Below are 18,114 nucleotides of genomic sequence, written 5' to 3'. Positions count from 1 at the left end.
CCAGCAGGAAAGGGTGTCATCCGAGTAGCTGACACTGGGATCCAGGAAACTTAATTACAAATAAATATGCTGTTTTAATGAATTTGCATAAATAGACACTAGATTCCAGTGTCAGCTACTTTCATGACATCATCTACTATGTAAATTGCCCCCAAATCAAAACGTTTGCACAGTTGTATGTTGGAATGACACAAGATTTGCGTTTATAAATTAAGGCGATTATGCTAAAAGAATTTAAAATTGAACCTCTGCTAAAAGATAGAGCTCCGCACCAGACCAAGGCTATTGTTGCAATGTCCGGGGGAGTTGATAGCTCCGTTGCTGCAGCACTGCTATATAACTTTGGGTACCAGGTGATAGGTGTGACTCTTCAACTCTATGGCACCGACGGTAATGCTAACGCAAGAAAAGGTGCATGTTGTGCTGGACAGGATATTTACGACGCTAAGCGCGTGGCTGAAAGTGTTGGCTTTCCTCACTATATTTTAAACTACGAGGAAATATTCAAAAAGGAAGTAATAGAGGATTTTGCAAGTACCTATATGCGTGGGGAAACTCCCATACCATGCGTAAGATGTAACCAAACGGTAAAATTTCGTGATCTATTGCAAGTTACAAAAAATCTTGGTGCGGATGTGCTTGTAACAGGACATTACGTGAGAAGATTAGAAAAAAATGGTGAGGTAAAGTTGTGCAGAAGCATTGATAAAAGTAAAGATCAAAGCTATTTTCTATTTGCTACAACAAAAGAGCAGTTGAAGCTTTTGCGATTTCCACTAGGTAGGTTCTATAAAAGTGATATAAGAAAATTAGCAAAGTATTTCAGCTTACAAATTTCTGAAAAGCCGGACAGTCAAGATATATGCTTTGTTTCCGAAAGCTATAGTAAAACAATAGCTAAATTAGCTCCACAATCTGTACAGAAAGGTAAAATAGTGGATGTTAATGGAAAAGTGCTAGGCGAGCACAGTGGCATAGTAAATTTTACAGTGGGGCAAAGAAAGGGCTTGGGTATCGCACACAATGAACCTCTTTATGTGATAAAAATTAATACAGAAAATAATGAGGTTATAGTAGGTCCGATCAACGCATTAATGCAAAAAAAAATATTGATCAAGGAGTTAAATTGGTTAGAACAACCAAAGGAAGGTATGGAAGTAACTGTGAAGCTGAGATCATCACATGCGGGAAGTTTAGCAACAATACATTCAACTGACGAAAAAAATAAAGCCTGTGTCATTTTAAACGACGATTACTTTGGCATCAGTCCAGGTCAAGCCTGTGTGGCATATAAAGGTGAACAAGTTATCGGTGGAGGATGGATATGCTCTTAACTGGGTGGCTTAATTTTTTTATGCAGAATGTAAACGTACAATAATATTTATTGCTATTTTACCCTATATTGCTTATACTATAAAGTAGAACATTATAGGTTTTAGCAATGGTTAAGGAAGTTGAAGAACTAATAAAAATTGTTGGTAAGGGTAATTTATTAGAGACTTTGTTTATTTTTTTAGGTGGCTTTCAACATGCCGACTTAGATCGTAGTATGGACTGCAGAAATCATTTTGGTTTGTCTGCATTCATTAAAAAAGAGGGGGAGCCATTAGATGAATATTTTAACTTAAAGTTTAGTCTACAAGGGCTGTTTTTAATTTATGCTCAAGCTTATAAGATACTTAGTGAAAACAACAACCTGAATACTAAAGATGTCATAGATAAAATATATGAAGTTATTAAAGGGTCTGAGTTAAATAGAGATATAAATGAAGTAGTAGAAGTAGATGGAAGTAAATTAGATTTACTTAACATCTTAGCAAATCCAAAGAGAGAAGCAATATTTAAAACAGAAAAAGATTTTGAAAATAAAGTACTTATTGGTGTTAGAAAGTTACTAAATGAAAAAACTACATTAAACAAATATGACAGAGAATTTGCATTAAATAAGTGCATTATCAGCAGCTATTATTCCATTCATGACATAAAAGCAGATAAAGATATAGCATTGTTCTTTTCTTTGGGTGGTCACTATAAAGAACTTTCGTCATCTAACAAAACAGTAAAAAGAGAAGTATTAGAGATATGTGAGAATCAGTTAATAGCGCATTATACAATGTTCTTAGCTAAAGCACTACATATGATCAAGTTATCAAGTAGAGATAAATATACAATCGACCATGAGAATGTGGATCGACAAGAGAAAGAATTAAAAATGGATGGATTAATATATCCTATAAATACAAAAAACACCCTAGAGCAACTGTTAAAAAACCAAAATAGTGATGAATTTGAACAATTAGTAACGAGCCCTAAAAATATATACTACTCAGTGCCACAAGAAGAGAATAAATGTAGGCCAAATTTCATTGTCAGCAAGAAAAAAGAAAAAGACCATAAAAACACAGTCTGTAAACTTATTTTGGGTATGTTTGTATTATCTGTTGGGTTATATGTTGCTGATTATTTCCTTATGGAGCAAAAATTGTTCAACTCAATAAAAAATGTTTTGCCACAAGACAACCTTACTAACTTGATAGTTGGTGCGGTGCTTACTATTGTAATAGTATATGCTTTATTTCAATTATCACAGAAACCACCACTTTCAACAGTCAATGGAATGACGAATGAAAATTTAGAATCGCTCCATGCAAAACAAGCTTAGAACTACATAAATGTAGCAACTTAAAAGTACATATTGTATAATGCTTATTCTTAAGTTAAGAAGGTAATTTATGGATTTAAGTAAAATAACAGCGGTACCAAATGCGGTGAATGTGGTAATTGAAATAAGTGCAAATGCTGAGCCTGTAAAGTATGAATTTAATAAAGAGCTTGGGTTGTTACAAGTTGACAGATTTTTGTCTACCTCAATGACTTATCCTTGCAATTATGGGTTTATACCAAATACCTGCGCAGGTGATGGTGATCCTGTGGATGTTTTGGTGCTAACTCAATTTCCCTTAGCATCTAGTGTTTTAATATCGGTGCGTCCAATAGGCGCATTACTCACTAAAGATGAAAAAGGAGAAGATGAAAAGATATTAGCTGTGCCTGTTTCCAGTGTTGATAGCTATTATGACAATATAAAGGACTATTCTGACTTATCTACAAACCTACTAGATAAAATTGCTCATTTCTTTTCTCATTATAAAGATCTAGAAAAGGGAAAAACGGTAGCAGTTGGAGAATGGGTTGGTGTAGAAGAAGCAAAGAAAATCATTGAAAAAAGCAGAAATTAGTTTTTGTTGATTTATAGCTAAAGTGGCTTAGGTTTGCCTACAACTTGAAAAACAACAAATTCGTCATTCCGCTACTTGTTAGCGGAATCTATGCTGAGATACCGCGCACAACTGTACGAACATTCATTCTTGAAGGTAAACTGCACAGCAAATGGTGTCATTCCAGTGCTTGACACTGGAATCCAACCTTGCCGTAATCTCATCAAGAACGTTATGTTTTAACATAAGACCAGCCACTTTTATGCTTACCAACTTAGTGCCCAATCAAAATTCCTGGATCCCAGTGTCTGGGCACTGGGATGACATTCTTCTGGTAGGCTCAAATTGTAATGTTCGTACAGTTGTGGAATGAATTGCGGTATGACGTAGGGAAACCTTTCTTGGGTTAGCTATAGATTTTTGTACCACAGATCTAAAAATTACAGTTGTTCGGAAAAATGTTGCTGTTAAAAGCATTAGACAGGCGGTAGAGGTCTTGGTATTATATAATCTTTAGGTTCTAAATTTGGAAGGGTGGCCGAGCGGCTGAAGGCGGCGGTTTGCTAAACCGTTATACGATTGAAAAGTCGTATCGAGGGTTCGAATCCCTCTCCTTCCGTATACTGTTTTAGCACGGTCTGAATTCGCTATATTGGCATGTTTTTAGCCTGTTTACCTGATCTTGTTGCAATGGTTTTTATTTCCGTCTTTGCTTAGATAGCTATTAAAAAGTTGGCTAGCGTTGACTCAGTATTTATTATAGAATCGGTTGTTAACCTTACTTATATGCATAAAATACTAATTTTACTGTTGATAGTGTTGCCACTTAGGTTGCTTGCAACCGAGATTGAAATTGTTGCAGATGTAAATGGTGAGCCAATTTCAAATTTAGATATCGAAAAACGCATCAACTTTATAAATTCATTGTTTGGCACTCAAAGTGTTAATCAAAAAGAAGCAAAACCTCAAATTCTTAGGGAGCTAATAGACGAAATTATCATTATCAATGAAGCACAGAGGCTGAATATAAAATTGAGCAACGAGGAGTTAGATAATTCTATCATATTATTTTTAACCCAAAGTTTTAAACTTAAGGCTAATGAAGTTGATCAATACATAAAAAAGCATAATATAGATCTTAGTATTTTAAGAAAACAAATAAAATGTCAGTTACTATGGAGCAAAATTATTGAAGTAAGAATTGTGCCATTTATTAATATAAGCGATAAAGAAGTAGATGATGTAAAAAGGCAAACAGAAAAGCCGGATTATCTTATCACGTTCCAAGAGTTTATAATTCCTGATCAAAAAGACAAGGATGTTTATGGCATAGCTGAAGATTTAGTAAAAAAATTACGTAATAGTAATAACCCGGAATCTCCAATAAAGATGCGTAAAGCAACAGTTAATTTAAGTCAGCTCAAAGATAAACTTAAGAGCGTTTTAGAAAGACTAGAAACCGGCGATATAGCAGGTCCATTCAGTTTCAGTGAAGGTTACTCTATTATAAAAGTCATAGACAAGGTACAACTTAATTATGCACTGCTGGAAAGCACTTTAAAATTAAAACAGATTGTGGTTGAGGGTTCAGAAAGTTTATTGGATAATTTTCAAGAGCAAAAGGTCAATTGTTTAAATTTTGACAAATTAGCAGATGATTTTAAGTTGCCAAACGCAAAAGAGTTTGAAATAAAAATGCGAGATTTAAATCCTGATTTACAGATTTTATTTAGTAAAACAAGTGTGAATGAAATAGTAGAATTAAGAGAAAATGGCACTGCAAAGTTAATGATGTTGTGTGATATCAAGAGTAATGCAGCGGATATAGAAGCAATTAAACAGCAGATGTACCAACAAAAGATTATGATACAAAGCAACTTGTTATTAGATGATATGCGTAAAAATTCAGCTGTCAGTTATCGGTATAGTTGAAGTCAGAGAGTGTCCTTGTCTCTGTCTTTGTGTACGAAAATTACTTTGTTCTATAAAATTTCAAAAAATTTTAACAAATATAGTTAAAATAGCACATGAAGAATATAATGCTAATTGGTGGTGGAGTTGGAAATGCAGTATTATTTTCGATAGGGAAGGCGTGTCTTGAAAATAATAATAAGGTTTTGTACTTTGCTGGCTATAAGAAATTAAGTGATGTATTTAAACGAGCACTGATAGAGCGTGCATCAAATGCAGTAGTTTGGGCATGTGAAGAAGGATTGATAGAAACAAGCAGAGATCAAGATAAATCCTTTCATGGTAATATAGTTGATGCAATAGTCTCTTATCAACAAGGAAGATTAGGTATTAATTTAAACACTATAGATAAAATTATCACTATTGGTTCTGATAAAATGATGAAAGCTGTGAATGAAGCTAGAAAAACAATTTTAAAGCCATATCTGAAGTCAAGTCACATAGCAATATCGTCAGTTAATTCTCCTATGCAGTGTATGATGAAAGAAATCTGCGCTCAGTGTGTTCAGCAACATATAAATACGGAAACAGGAGAAAGGAGTTTTGTTTATAGTTGCAGTAATCAAGACCAGGATATGGAATTTATTGACTTTGATTTTTTAAGTGAGCGCTTAAAGCAAAATAGTTTACAAGAAAAACTCACTGCGAAATGGATAGATCATGTTCAAAGATATTAAACAGCACAAAAAGGAAATAAGAGAGCAATATAGAGCTATAAGAAAAGATATTGATGAAAGTTATTCCAGTTATGCGGCAAGTTCCCTTATTAATCTCTTTAATCAGAACTTAAGTTACGTTAAAGGCAAAACAATTGCGGCTTACGTTCCAATGGATGGGGAAATAAATGTTGTCCCTTTGATGTGTCGTTTGCTCTATTTAGGTTATAAAGTAGCAATTCCTGATAAAAATCAGTTGCTAAGATTTGAGGGATGGAACGAAACAAATGAAGATGTAATTCCCGACACAATCATTACTCCTGTTGTTGCTTTTGATGATCATTTTAATAGATTAGGTTTTGGCGGTGGTTGGTATGATACAATGATAAAAAAATTACGGCCGCTTGGAAAAATATTTATAGGTGTAGCCTATGAGAAACAATATTGTAAAGATTTACCTGTAGAAAAACATGATCAAAAATTGGATATTATAATCACTGAGATGTGTGTTAGATGTGGAGGTGGATTGCTCAAAAAAGTGGATAGAAAGGAGTAGCGTAACCCCACTTTCTGATAGTAATTTTTGCGTCAAAACGCTCCTCAAATGCATCAACCCGGTCCTGTGATTCCTTCTTCACTCACTCGTTCAGCACTTGAACTACCTAATTGAGAATCTGGCTTCATTTCCTGAGCTTTCTCATTAACTTTTTGTTCTACATCTTCTATTTTACCGTTACCAATAGCCATAATTGCAGGTTGAAATTTATTTATAAGATCATTAAGTGCTTTCATATCTGCTACATGAGTACTGAGGCCCTTTTCCAGAAGTCTGCTCATATCATCTTCTGAAAAATTTTGAATGGTTCCATTCTTTACTAACTCTTGTATAGCAGATCGCTGCCTTTCATTTTGAAGCATTTCTAATATTTTTTTCCCATCATCAAGACCTTTTTTAGCGTCAACGCCTTCGTTATCTTTAAGACTAATGTTTGCAATAGTTTCAAGCACGTTTGTTCTTAATCTACTAAAGTTATTCTCTCTTGCTTGAACTGTAGGTATAGCTCTTCTCATAATAATCCAAACAAGTTAAGATATGGATTTATGGTAGTGGGGTTTGTATGCCAGCAGCGTATAGTTACGATTTAAGGAAAAAAGCAATGGAGGCATTGGATGAAGGAGAAAGTAGAGCAACTGTTGCAGAGAGATTTAAAATTGGAAAAACGACTCTATATGAGTGGCAGAAAAGGCGTAAGGAAACGGGAGATTTTCAGTCAAAAAAGCCTGGAAGCGTAGGATATAACCATAAAATTACTGACTGGAATGTTTTTACCAAATTTGCAAAAAACCATGGTGGCAAAACTCAGTCAGAGATGGCTAAACTCTGGGGTAATATCAGTCGACAAACGATTCACCGCGCACTTAAAAATATTGGATTTACAAGAAAAAAAGACCTACGGATATAAAGAAAGAAATGAAGGAAAGCGAGCTCAATTTTTAAAGGTTATAGCAACAAAACGTCATGAAAATCTTGTATATATTGATGAATCTGGAATAGATAATACAGAAGACTACCCATACGGATATTGCAGAAAAGGAGAGAGGTTTCATTCATTAAAATCAGGTAAAAAAACTCAGCGTGTCAGTATGATTGCAGCTCTAAATAAAAGGAAGATCATTGCTCCATTGACCTTTGAAGGATACTGCAATAAGGATGTTTTCGAGGCTTGGTTTGAGCAGTTTTTAACTCCAATTTTAAGGTCTGGCCAAACTGTAATTCTTGATAACGCTACATTCCATAAATCTAAAAAAATAGATAATCTTGCTAGAGGAGTTGGTGCTGAAATTCTTTATCTTCCTCCATATTCTCCAGACTTTAACGAAATTGAGCATAATTGGTTTGCTATAAAGAATAGAGCTAGAAAAAATATCCCTATTTTTAAGTCTTTCCGTCAAGCTGTTGATTCTGCTTTTTTATTCTGACTATTATGAGAAGAGCTATAATTTATCTATTAAATCCTTATATGAACTTTTCACTGCTTTTCCTGCTTCAATCGCTCCTTCTTTTATTTTTTCCCCTGCCTTTCCTATACCTATTCCTACATAACGCGCTCCAATAGCTACAAGCGCTATTAATGTAGCAAGCACAATAAGCGGAGAAAATGCTACTCCCAATACTATTGCTGTAGAAGCTATTCCAATTTTTTTATTTGCAGATGCTGATTTAAAATAATTGACTAGATTGTCCAGCGGACCTTTATTATTATTTATAACATTACTTATTGCTTGCTGATTAACAGATTTTAACGCCTCTTCTATTATTTTTGAGTCAACGTTTTCAGAAGTTAACCCTTTAAGTGCTTCTTCAATGAATTTTATAAATAATTCTTTGTTTACCTCCTTTTGCAAGCCTTGGTCATTAATCGCTAAACCTAAATCTTTGAGATTCATCCCTTTAACTTGTTCTGATAGGGCTTCAAACAACTTCCCTTTTTCTTCCTGTGGGAATTGTGCGATGCTTTCTATTATATCTGAAATAGCTTTTCTTAGTTCTTGGTAGTCAGTTTCATTATCAAAGAACTCAGCCACATTTTACTCCATTGACTGTAAATATGCCTAATTATACATACTAATTATTAATTATATCATAATTGATATAACATACCCCTTTCCAAATATAGAATTTGTATTAAAATATCTAGATTATATGCAATCAAGGTACTTTATGGGTGAAAAAAAATTAAAAGCTGCTGTGATTTTATCAGGGTGTGGTCACCTTGACGGTGCAGAGGTAAGAGAAGCGGTTTTAAGTCTGCTTGTGCTTGATCAGCAGGAAGTGGATGTTAAATGCTTTGCACCTGACATCAATATCACACAAGTTATGAATCATAAAACAAAGGAGGCAGTGAAAGAAAAAAGGAATGTACTTGTAGAAGCAGCAAGAATCGCAAGAGGCGAAATATATGACTTAAAAGAAGCCAAAGCTGAAAATTTTGACATGCTAGTCGTACCTGGTGGATACGGGGTTGCGAAAAATTTATCTGACTTAGCTGAAAATAAAGACATGGTGACAGTAATGCCTGAATTTGAAAGATTAGTTTCAGAATTTTTTGTCACAAAAAAGCCAATAGGAGCAATATGCATATCTCCAGCCGTAATTGTTTCAATTTTAAGTAGCAAGATAGGTAAAGAAGAAAGTGAGATTAAGGTAACTATAGGAGATGACAAAGAACAGTTGATAGAGAAGCTTGGCGGCAAACACATAAAGTGCGATACAGGGTTATCAATAGAAGACGAAGAGTATAATGTATTTTCCTGTTCTGCTTATATGCGTAGCGACGAAAGTACATACTCTGTATATCAAGGGATAAAGCATATGATTGACAGTATGGTAAAAAAGATTAACAAAAAAACTAAACAACCATTCCTCTAAGATGTAGTAATTTAGACTTCCTTACACAATTAACTGTTGAACTTTACATTCCTAGCTGTATTATGGTTATATAGCTAAGAGACCTAGGTTTACTGACTATTACTTGTTAGTGGTATGGCGTAGGGCTGCACTAGCTATATATATTTAGCTCTTTTTTTATAAACGTAAGGTATTTTATATGTCAGACCTTTTCTATATTGAAACTACGTGTTGTATGGACGGTCAGTGTGATGTCTATACAGGGGAAGTGAGTTTTAATGATGTTATGTTAGGCAAGTTCAGTCTAAATTCGTGCAGCGGGAAAGAAGCTATGATAAATCTAGACGTTATTACATTCGATATTAATATCGCTATTGATGGTCAAAATGGAAAGACAATAGAAAGAGACCTTAAAGGTCTTGAATTTGTAACTAAAGATGATGGTTCTTGGTATATTAATAAGAATTTTGGTAATGATAGATTTGAAGTTATAGTAAAGCAATCATAATTTTACATCTCAGGTGTAACATTTAGTATAGGTGCTATTCTATTTATAATGTTCTTTACTATAGGCGCAGCAATTATTCCCCCGGTATGGTGTATCCCTTGAGGTTCATCAATAGCAATTAGCACTATATACCTTGGGTCAAGCATGGTTAGCACTCCTATAAATGACGCTATGTTTGCATCTTTGCTATATTTACCATCTACAACTTTTTCCGCCGATCCAGTCTTTCCCCCTATTGAATATGCCTTTATTTTTGCTCTGCTGCCAGTGCCATCCGTTACTGCTGCGCGTAATAATTTTCTCATTTCCCTGGAAGTTCTTCTTGAGATAATTTGCTCTCCTATACTTCTCTTATTCAACATCAAGGTTGCGTTATGAAATAACCCATTGTTGATTAATGCTGCTGCAGTTTGTGCAAGATGTATAGGAGTTACAGCTATGCCATAACCATAAGATGCTGTTATTAAAGTGTTTTCACTCCATTTATCCGGGATTATCGGTGTAGATTTTTCTGGTATTTCTATTTTCAAAGGAGAAAATAGCTTCATAGCTTTAAAGTATTCTACTTGTTTTTCAATACCTAATTTAACTGCAATTTTTGCTGCACCAATGTTGGATGATTTCACAAATATATCTCGCACAGTGATTTCCGGAATCTTAAATTCATGAAGATCATAAATTTTATATTTCCCAATAGTGATTGGCTTTGACACGTCATATAAATCATCAATTTTTACAACGTTTGCATCAAGCGCTGCGGCTATTGTAAAGAATTTTAATACCGACCCCATCTCATACACCCCAAGACTGGCGCGATTAAACTTTTGTACGTCTTCTGCCTTATTCTGTAGGTTGGGGTTAAAATCAGGCAGACTGACCATTGAGATGACTTCACTATTTCTCACATTTAAAACAATTCCTACTCCGCCGAGTGCCTGATATCTGCTTACAGCTTTAGTTAGCTCTTCATGCACTATGCTTTGCACTCGTGTATCTAAGGATAGTTGAATACCATGGTAAGGTGTTATTCCAGCGCGTAATGCTGGAATCCACGTATTTTTTTTCTGGACCCCAGTGTCAGCTACTTGGATAACAGAATGTTGTTTGTTTTTACTTATATATGCCTCAACTCCTGCAATACCGTTGCCATCTATGTCAGTGTAACCAAGCACGTGTGAAAATAAATTACTGTGAGGATATATACGTTTTACATCGTTATAGAAGTTTATTCCTGGCACGCCGGCATTTTTTATTGCTAACAGTTCTTTTGGAGTCAAGTGCCGCTTTACCCAAGCAAATTTCTTTTTTGAAGTAAGTACTCTATATGAATTCTCGTATTCAAGATCATTCAAAATAGAACACAGTTGTGCTGCTATACTTTCCGGATTCTTTACTTTGGTTGCATCTGTATATAGTGATGTTGTGGGCACATTTGTTGCTATTACCACTCCATTTCTATCTAAAATATCAGGTTGTTTATATACTGTATTATCTTTTCTAAAATTTTCTGAAGTAGTAGGTTGATCAAATGTTAAAGAGAATATGCGAAAAATAATTATTATATAAAACGTAAATAATGGTACTATAAAACACAGTGAGCGGAGCTTATTTTTAAGTAATGCTTGCATATTTACTTGATTTGACAAAAATGGAAATTATCTTAGCTGAGCCGCGAGGTTTTTGTGCCGGGGTAAAAAGAGCTGTGGACATATTAGCTATTACTTTAGAAAAATACAAAAACAAGTACCAAGTTTATGTGCTACACGAAATTGTTCACAATAAATATATAGTAGAGGACTTTAAGAGACAAGGAGTGGTTTTTGTGAACAGTATCGAGGAAATTGAAGATAATGGAGGAATACTGATCTTCAGCGCGCACGGAGTGTCAAAAAATATAGAAGATGAGGCAAAAAGAAAGGATATTCAAGTGATTGATGCAACATGTCCTTTAGTCAGCAAAGTGCATAAAGAGGCAAAAAGGTATGAAAACGGTGGTAAAGAACTAATTCTCATTGGGCATGAAAACCATCCAGAAGTTAAGGGAATTAGAGGAAGAGTAAATAATCCTATCATTTTAGTGCAAACTGTGCAGGACGTACGCAATTTAAAAGTTAAAGATCCAGATAATTTATCTTATGTTACACAAACCACGTTAAGCATCGACGATACCCGTGAAATTATTGTTGCCCTGAAGCTCAGGTTTCCAAGCATAACAGGTCCAGATTTAAAGGACATATGCTATGCAACACAAAACAGACAAAATGCTGTTAAAAAGCTAGCTGAAATTGTAGACATGGTGTTAGTTGTAGGAAGTAAAAATAGCTCAAATTCAAACCGCTTATTAGATCTGTGCACTGCCAGAGGAAAAAGAGCCTACTTAATTGATAATTACAGCTGTGTGAATAAAAGCTGGTTTCATGGCGTAGAAAAGATAGGAATCACTGCAGGTGCTTCTGCTCCTGACATATTGGTTGATGAATTAATGGACTACCTAAAAGTAAACCTGAGTGTAAAAATTTCAGTGATGCCAGGTGGTATTATTGAAAATGTTCAGTTTAAAATACCGAATTTGGTTTAAAACACAACTTATCTACTAAGCTTCTCTTGAAATCACACAAATCAGCATCTATAGCTAAGACGTCATACCGCGATTCATTAGACTTCTTGCATAACCTTATAACAAACTTTTATTGGGAATAGAAACGAAAAACTTACTTGACAAACTCCGCCAGCCCCCTTATCATGAAACTGAAGGTATTCAGTTATCTTCATCTGTGCAGATTAAACAGCAAAAAAACAACGTAGTTGGCGTCTTATTTTTAATTTTTTGCACTATGTGCACCTTATGTCTTCAAATATTCTGGGTTTTTACCTATATAAGCTGAAACGCGCTTATAAGTCGTTTAAGACAGTATAGTACGCCAATTTGAAGGATTAGAGAGTGAACACTAATTACCAAGGGATTTCTTTTGCCTTTTTTTCTGCTTAGTAAATTTCTTAAACATTTGAGATAAGGTGAGTTGCATTTAAAAGCAGCCAAATTGCAGTGTTTAAGACTTAAAAAACGCCAATACTGAAAATAGATATTAACCGGGGCTTCTTTTGCCTTTTTTTCCGTTTGGTAAATTTCTTAAATATTTATAGCTAAACGACAATCGTCATCCCGCTGCTTGTTAGCGGGATCTAGAGATACCGTGACGGTATGACGAGGGAGAACAGTTAGCGGCTGAGATACCGCGAATGAATCGCGGTATGACGTAGGACTGCTGTCATTCCAGTACTCCTTTTTTTGTCATCCCAGTGCTTGAAACTGGGATCCAGTTTTCCATATAATCTCATCGAAAACGTTGTATTTTAACGTAAAACATCTATTTTTATGCTTACCAACTTAATAAAATTCCTGGATCCCAGTGTCTGGGCACTGGGATGACACCATTCTTTTTTCTGGATTCCAGACTGGAATGACACCGTCTTGGATGGAAACCAGTGTCAGCTACTTTCATGACACCATCATAAGGTGAAACTGGATCCCAGTATCTGGGCACTGGGATGACAGGAGAAGGGGCTACTGCCGTCATAAAGGAACCAGTGTCAGCTACTCGGATGATACCTTTTTCTACTTAATTTGGGTTATGCAAGAAGTCTATTCGCGGTATCTCAGCATAGATTCCGCTAACGAGTAGCGGAATGATGGTTTTTTAAATCGTCGGTAAGCCTAAGTCAGTTTAGCTATATGCTTTTAATTTCCCCAAAAGGAGAATTAAATATGTGAAATTCTAGTTGATATGATTTAATGAATGGTTAGTTTAAATTACTAATTTATTTAAGAGATTTTAATAATATTTAACCCACTTACTTTTCTATTTTCCATATCACGATGGGCTTGAATTATTTCATCAAATTTATATTTTTTATTGATCCGTACAGTTAAAAGTTTTTTTCTTATCATCTCAAAGATTTCCATTGTGGTAAGCACTAATGTGAATCTATCATGCTTATAATGGTATATTAAGGTTCCAGTTGCAAATAACGAACGTGAACTAAGTAAAGAAAAACTAATAGGAGCGTTACCTGATATCTGCCCATAGGAAACGTATATGCCGAACCTGCCTAAAGATTCAAAAGAGAGCTTGCTTGTAGCGTAACCTATGGGGTCATACACTGCACCTACTCCTCTGTTTTGCGTAATCTCCATAATTTTAGAAACGAAGTCTTTATCATTGTAGTTTATTGCGTATGTACAGCCACTTTGTAAAGCTGTCTTCATTTTTTCATCAGAGCTTACAGAGCCTATCACTACACCTTTTTTATCCTTTGCCCATTGGCATATTATTTGTCCTAAACCACCATTAGCCCCATGAACTAGCACGAAAGCACTAGGCCTAACTTTATAAGATTGATTAACTAAATAGTGAGCTGTCATACCTTTAAACAGCACTGCAGCAGCAACTTCATCAGATATGTCATCTGGAATTTTTATCAGATATTTCTGGTGTATAATGCGCTTTTCACAATATGCCCCTGGAGGAGCTGTGCAATATCCAACTCTGTCTCCAACTTTGAATCCATCACTGATTTTTTTACCAAGTTTTTCAATAACCCCAACTGATTCCACTCCAAGCACTGATGGTAAATTTTTAATTTTGCGTGTACCTTTTCTGTGCTCTAAATCATAACGATTTAAGCCGATAGTTGTGTGACGTACTAAAACTTCCTCGCCTTTTGGCTCACTTATATTCTTATCTACAAATTCTAATACTTCTGGCCCCCCAGTTTTTTTAATTTGTATAGCTCTAACCATGATGAATGTAAGATAAAAACTTTGATTATGTTATCTAATAATTAATATTTTGCAAAGTTATTGTTTTCACAATCAATAGACTTCTTGCGTTACCTCCTGTCATTCCAGCGCGTGACGCTGGAATCCAGATACGATTTCATCATATAAATCTTTCCATTCTTGATTTGTTTTTTCAATTAAGTTTATTTTCCATTTTCTCTGCCAGCTTTTTAGAAGCTTTTCTTTACTAATTGCTAAATTTATGTCTTGAAACTCCTCAAAGTAGACTAATTTACTAACATTGTACTTTGACGTGAAACCGGAAATGGCTTTGCTTTTATGCTCCCAAATTCGTTTAATTAAATTTGATGTTATACCTATATACAGGGTTCCATTTCGTTCACTTGCAAGTATATAAACATAATAACTTTTCATATATAGTAACCTGGATCCCAGTGTCAAGCACTGGGATGACACCATTTGTTGTAAACTCACTTTTACTCTATGGTTATACTACCTTGCCGCTATCCTGAACGGATACCTTCTTTCAGCTTTGGATGACAATAGGAAAAAGTTTGTTACTTAAGCTTAAAAAACGTGTATGATAGTGTTATTTCGCTCAAATCTTTTGTATTACTATCAAGCATTATCTCAGGATCTATATAGAAAGATACGGGCATAGCAGCTTTTTGTTTTGGTAGCAACATTTGTTCTTCAAAACAAAAGCATGCAACTTTATTAAAATACTTACCTGCTTTGAAAGGCGTAACGTTATATACTGCCATACCAAATGAAAGATGATCAGATAGATTTTTTGCGTAATAAAATGCTAAACTTTGTTCTCCTATGTTTACGTCAACGTAGTTAGTTTCTGATTTAAATTCCCAAGGTAGATCGGACATTATATCAGCATTGAAGTGGACCCTGATTTTTTGGTCAGTTGCACTTATTATTGCATTAGTTACTTTTCTTGTTGTGCCACCATACCCGGTAGCTTTACAGAAAATGCTATATAGTGGCACCGATGCATATGCAAGACATAGCATCAACACGACTAAAGATATTAAAAAGAAAACTATAGAATTCTTACTACCTTTCCTTAAAAAGGAAAACATCTAGTCCCTATTATTGAACAAGTTAAGTAACCTGAGTAGATTGAGAAATATGTTAATAAAGTTAAAATAAAGATCAGTTGCACCCAGTATTGCCAATTTAGTAGTAGCGACTTCTGATCCGTCGTTATATTTATAATAAACGTCCTTGATTCTTTGAGCATCATACGCAGTCATTAAGGTAAAGACTATTACTGATATGAACGATATTGCAAAGTAGAGAGGACTACTTCCAAGGAATAAATTTACTATGGATGCTATAATTATCCCCAAGACTCCCATAATCAAGAAAGAGCCCATACTTGTAAGATCTCTTTTTGTGGTATTACCATATAAAGCCATAGAGCCAAACATAATTGATGTAATGAAAAACGCTCTTGCTATATTTTCTGCAGTATAAACTATAAAAATATAAGATAAGGAAAGCCCCATTAACACTGAGAACGAGAAAAATATAGTAACGGCAGACTGAGCACTTAGGTGTTGAATTCTATACCGCATATAGATCACCAATGCAGCTGGAGAGAATATTATCACAAGCGACAGAACAGGATTAGAATGAATTACCTGAAAAAGACCAGAAAATACCGTTAGAAACGCAATAAGCCCTGTAACGCCTAAAGCTAAAGCCATGTAATTATATACTTTAGTTAGGTAACTTCTGAGCCCAGCGCTATAATAAACGCCCTGAGAGCGGATATCCTGTTCATTTCTCATGTAAGACATAAATACAACTCCTTTTGTCCATTATTTAACACATTATAATATAAAACCACATTTTTATCAAGTATTTTTATTATAAACAGTTATGCGCTGGCATTTGTTTTAATATAAATAGAATATAGGCCTATTGCTGCTGCATTTGAAACATTTAAGCTGTCAATTACGTTTGACATTGGGATTTTTAAAAGATAATCACAATTTTCTTTAACTAACCTCCGCATTCCTTTCTCTTCAGAACCAAAAATGATTACTCTTTTTTTCTCAAAGCTCTTTATTTCATCTATATTTTCTTTAGCATTGCAATCAAACCCGTAACACCAGTAGCCGACCTTTTTTAAATACTGCATAGTTTTTACTATATTTGTAACGTATATTAGCGGAACAATATCTAAAGCTCCACTTGCTGCTTTTGCAATAGATGCATTTTCACTCGGTGAGTGGTTATGTGGTAAAACCAATGCGTTGACATTAAAACAAGCTGAAGTTCTTAAAATTGACCCAATATTGTGCGTGTCAGTGACTTGATCTAAAATGACTATAGTAGAGCTGTCGTTTGAGCTTTCAGCTACTTCTTCGATGCTTAAGTTACAAAGAATAGGGGCAACATTTAAAGCAATTCCTTGATGGTTAGCACCTTTAGATAAAACGTCATTAAGTATTTTGTTTTCTACTAATCGAACTTTAATGCCCTTACTATTTGCACATTGCCTAATTTCTTTTTCGTGTTCTCTATAGAAATTTTCTGTTGCTAATAGTTCTATACACCGCCTATTTTTATTCTTCAGTGCTGACATGCAGGTGTGCTTTCCATACAGCCAAAAATTCTCATTAGTTTTTGACGATTTCATCGTATTATCGAAAATCTGATTTTTATAGAATAAGCAACATTTTACTATGTTTGGATATTGTTGTAAAATTATACAATTCGATTAATGCGTTTATGTCGGACGATGAGTTGGATTGGCAAAAAAATGTTAAGCCAATAGAATGTGGAAAAGTTACTTTAAAAGTTAATCATAAAGTAAATATAAAGTCTATGGTTGATAAAGGTACCTCCGACTTACAAAGGAATTTTCTTAATACCAATAATGGTAACTCATCATTTTGTCTTGACCAAAACACAAAATCAAAAGTTGATAGGGGTAAATATTTTATAAGCGATAAGCTCGATTTGCACGGCTATAGTATAGAGGATGCTTACTGTAAATTGATAGATTTTATTATCAAAAATTATCGAGCAGGAAATAGATGTTTATTGGTAATTACGGGATACGGCAGTGCAACAAATAAAACAGACACTATAAAGAATAACTTAAATAAGTGGTTAAATGATACTAAAATCCAGCATATGGTTCTATACTACCAGCAAGCTACGAAAAAACATGGTGGTAAAGGGGCTTTTTATGTTTTATTAAAAAGGCTTAGGCCCTATTAGCTGCTTAAGTTTCCTTTTAAGCCTTAATTTTTCTTATATAGCCATATAAAAACCAGTGTTCGGCAGCGCGTTACGCACAATTGTACAAACATTGTAGCCGTTATTCAAGTAGCCCGCAGAAACGAAAAAACTTCCTTGACAAACTCCGCCAGCCCCCTTATTATGACAATAAGGGTATTTATGACTCAAAACTTGTTTTTGACCTGCAGGCTCAATGACAAAATTCAGTAAAAAACTTAGGGTATTTTTTGGCGGATTACATAAAATTATAGCGGCTGCATGTCTTTTAAATTTTTTCTACA

21 protein-coding genes and 1 tRNA gene are annotated in these 18,114 nt (G+C 34.6%); 12 read left to right on the top strand and 10 right to left on the bottom strand.

All coding sequences use genetic code 11. The features are described 5' to 3' along the window. Positions 1–221: 221 nt before the first annotated feature. From mnmA to ppa, 3 genes are all read left to right on the top strand, one after another. Entirely contained in the window at positions 222–1,334 is a 1,113-nt protein-coding gene (gene mnmA, locus ACFZP3_RS01475; RefSeq protein ID WP_386086707.1) for a tRNA 2-thiouridine(34) synthase MnmA, read from the top strand. A 107-nt stretch (positions 1,335–1,441) separates the two neighbouring features. After that, positions 1,442–2,662, top strand: coding sequence for a hypothetical protein (locus ACFZP3_RS01470; RefSeq protein ID WP_265016722.1), 1,221 nt, complete (start codon positions 1,442–1,444; stop codon positions 2,660–2,662). Between the two features lie 70 nt (positions 2,663–2,732). Next, on the top strand, positions 2,733–3,239 hold the full coding sequence (gene ppa, locus ACFZP3_RS01465) for an inorganic diphosphatase (protein ID WP_386086705.1): 507 nt from the start codon (positions 2,733–2,735) through the stop codon (positions 3,237–3,239). Between the two features lie 264 nt (positions 3,240–3,503). Here the strand turns inward: ppa and ACFZP3_RS01460 are convergent, their stop codons facing one another. Continuing rightward, positions 3,504–3,647: a hypothetical protein gene (locus ACFZP3_RS01460; protein ID WP_264688036.1), complete on the bottom strand. Its 144-nt coding sequence runs from the start codon at positions 3,645–3,647 to the stop codon at positions 3,504–3,506. Between the two features lie 99 nt (positions 3,648–3,746). On the opposite strand from ACFZP3_RS01460, the gene ACFZP3_RS01455 reads away from it, so the two are divergent. The 4 genes from ACFZP3_RS01455 to ACFZP3_RS01440 all read left to right on the top strand — a co-directional run bounded on the left by ACFZP3_RS01455 (position 3,747) and on the right by ACFZP3_RS01440 (position 6,401). Continuing rightward, positions 3,747–3,837: transfer RNA gene (locus tag ACFZP3_RS01455), tRNA-Ser, on the top strand. A 167-nt stretch (positions 3,838–4,004) separates the two neighbouring features. Then, complete coding sequence (locus ACFZP3_RS01450; protein ID WP_386086703.1) at positions 4,005–5,150, top strand: SurA N-terminal domain-containing protein; 1,146 nt, start codon at positions 4,005–4,007, stop codon at positions 5,148–5,150. A 95-nt stretch (positions 5,151–5,245) separates the two neighbouring features. Then, positions 5,246–5,866 carry an oxidoreductase gene (locus tag ACFZP3_RS01445; protein ID WP_253309835.1) on the top strand — a complete coding sequence of 207 codons (621 nt, stop codon included), beginning with the start codon at positions 5,246–5,248 and terminating at the stop codon, positions 5,864–5,866. After that, the gene (locus tag ACFZP3_RS01440; protein ID WP_253309836.1) at positions 5,850–6,401 is read left to right on the top strand and encodes a 5-formyltetrahydrofolate cyclo-ligase; all 552 of its coding nucleotides are present in this window, start codon (positions 5,850–5,852) and stop codon (positions 6,399–6,401) included. Before ACFZP3_RS01445 ends, ACFZP3_RS01440 begins: the two co-directional genes overlap by 17 nt. Before the next feature lie 53 nt (positions 6,402–6,454). Here ACFZP3_RS01440 and ACFZP3_RS01435 read toward each other — a convergent pair whose 3' ends face one another. Further along, complete coding sequence (locus ACFZP3_RS01435) at positions 6,455–6,916, bottom strand: hypothetical protein (protein ID WP_386086700.1); 462 nt, start codon at positions 6,914–6,916, stop codon at positions 6,455–6,457. Between the two features lie 47 nt (positions 6,917–6,963). Here ACFZP3_RS01435 and ACFZP3_RS01430 point away from each other — a divergent pair. Next, positions 6,964–7,825, top strand: a protein-coding gene (locus ACFZP3_RS01430; RefSeq protein ID WP_386086489.1) for an IS630 family transposase whose coding sequence is annotated in 2 segments (ribosomal slippage) — positions 6,964–7,289 and positions 7,288–7,825 — 864 coding nt in all. Because the reading frame shifts where the segments join, the coding sequence is not laid out codon by codon here. A 15-nt stretch (positions 7,826–7,840) separates the two neighbouring features. On the opposite strand, the gene ACFZP3_RS01425 is transcribed toward ACFZP3_RS01430, so the two are convergent. Further along, positions 7,841–8,431 carry a hypothetical protein gene (locus tag ACFZP3_RS01425; RefSeq protein ID WP_386086698.1) on the bottom strand — a complete coding sequence of 197 codons (591 nt, stop codon included), beginning with the start codon at positions 8,429–8,431 and terminating at the stop codon, positions 7,841–7,843. Between the two features lie 118 nt (positions 8,432–8,549). Between ACFZP3_RS01425 and elbB the strand changes: the two genes are divergently transcribed. Together elbB and ACFZP3_RS01415 are read left to right on the top strand one after the other, a co-directional pair. Further along, positions 8,550–9,275, top strand: a complete 726-nt coding sequence (gene elbB / locus ACFZP3_RS01420) for an isoprenoid biosynthesis glyoxalase ElbB (RefSeq protein WP_386086696.1) — start codon at positions 8,550–8,552, stop codon at positions 9,273–9,275. 178 nt (positions 9,276–9,453) lie between these two features. Further along, positions 9,454–9,762, top strand: coding sequence for a hypothetical protein (locus tag ACFZP3_RS01415; protein ID WP_253307278.1), 309 nt, complete (start codon positions 9,454–9,456; stop codon positions 9,760–9,762). A gap of 2 nt (positions 9,763–9,764) precedes the next feature. Here ACFZP3_RS01415 and ACFZP3_RS01410 read toward each other — a convergent pair whose 3' ends face one another. After that, positions 9,765–11,390 (bottom strand): peptidoglycan D,D-transpeptidase FtsI family protein, encoded by a 1,626-nt coding sequence (locus ACFZP3_RS01410; RefSeq protein WP_386086694.1) that lies wholly within the window; start codon positions 11,388–11,390, stop codon positions 9,765–9,767. Between the two features lie 20 nt (positions 11,391–11,410). Between ACFZP3_RS01410 and ispH the strand changes: the two genes are divergently transcribed. After that, complete coding sequence (gene ispH / locus ACFZP3_RS01405; RefSeq protein WP_386086692.1) at positions 11,411–12,340, top strand: 4-hydroxy-3-methylbut-2-enyl diphosphate reductase; 930 nt, start codon at positions 11,411–11,413, stop codon at positions 12,338–12,340. 802 nt (positions 12,341–13,142) lie between these two features. Here ispH and ACFZP3_RS01400 read toward each other — a convergent pair. From ACFZP3_RS01400 to rlmB, 6 genes are all read right to left on the bottom strand, one after another. Next, entirely contained in the window at positions 13,143–13,340 is a 198-nt protein-coding gene (locus ACFZP3_RS01400) for a hypothetical protein (RefSeq protein ID WP_264688032.1), read from the bottom strand. Positions 13,341–13,585: 245 nt separating this feature from the next. After that, positions 13,586–14,563, bottom strand: a complete 978-nt coding sequence (locus tag ACFZP3_RS01395) for a quinone oxidoreductase family protein (RefSeq protein ID WP_386086689.1) — start codon at positions 14,561–14,563, stop codon at positions 13,586–13,588. Between the two features lie 99 nt (positions 14,564–14,662). Then, a complete protein-coding gene (locus ACFZP3_RS01390) occupies positions 14,663–14,977 on the bottom strand; it encodes a GIY-YIG nuclease family protein (RefSeq protein WP_253307275.1) in 315 nt (104 codons plus the stop codon). Between the two features lie 143 nt (positions 14,978–15,120). Further along, positions 15,121–15,657, bottom strand: coding sequence for a cytochrome c oxidase assembly protein (locus tag ACFZP3_RS01385; protein ID WP_386086687.1), 537 nt, complete (start codon positions 15,655–15,657; stop codon positions 15,121–15,123). After that, positions 15,658–16,380, bottom strand: coding sequence for a Bax inhibitor-1/YccA family protein (locus ACFZP3_RS01380; protein WP_386086685.1), 723 nt, complete (start codon positions 16,378–16,380; stop codon positions 15,658–15,660). It lies immediately after the preceding gene. 80 nt (positions 16,381–16,460) lie between these two features. Further along, on the bottom strand, positions 16,461–17,225 hold the full coding sequence (gene rlmB / locus ACFZP3_RS01375) for a 23S rRNA (guanosine(2251)-2'-O)-methyltransferase RlmB (protein WP_253307272.1): 765 nt from the start codon (positions 17,223–17,225) through the stop codon (positions 16,461–16,463). Positions 17,226–17,317: 92 nt separating this feature from the next. Here rlmB and ACFZP3_RS01370 point away from each other — a divergent pair, with 92 nt between their 5' ends. Then, entirely contained in the window at positions 17,318–17,812 is a 495-nt protein-coding gene (locus ACFZP3_RS01370) for a Smr/MutS family protein (RefSeq protein WP_264688028.1), read from the top strand. The last annotated feature ends 302 nt before the right edge of the window (positions 17,813–18,114 follow it).

The organism is Wolbachia endosymbiont (group A) of Norellia spinipes, from assembly GCF_964273535.1.
The sequence above is the reverse complement of the archived record's forward strand: the minus strand, read 5'-3'. Positions and strand labels throughout refer to the sequence as shown.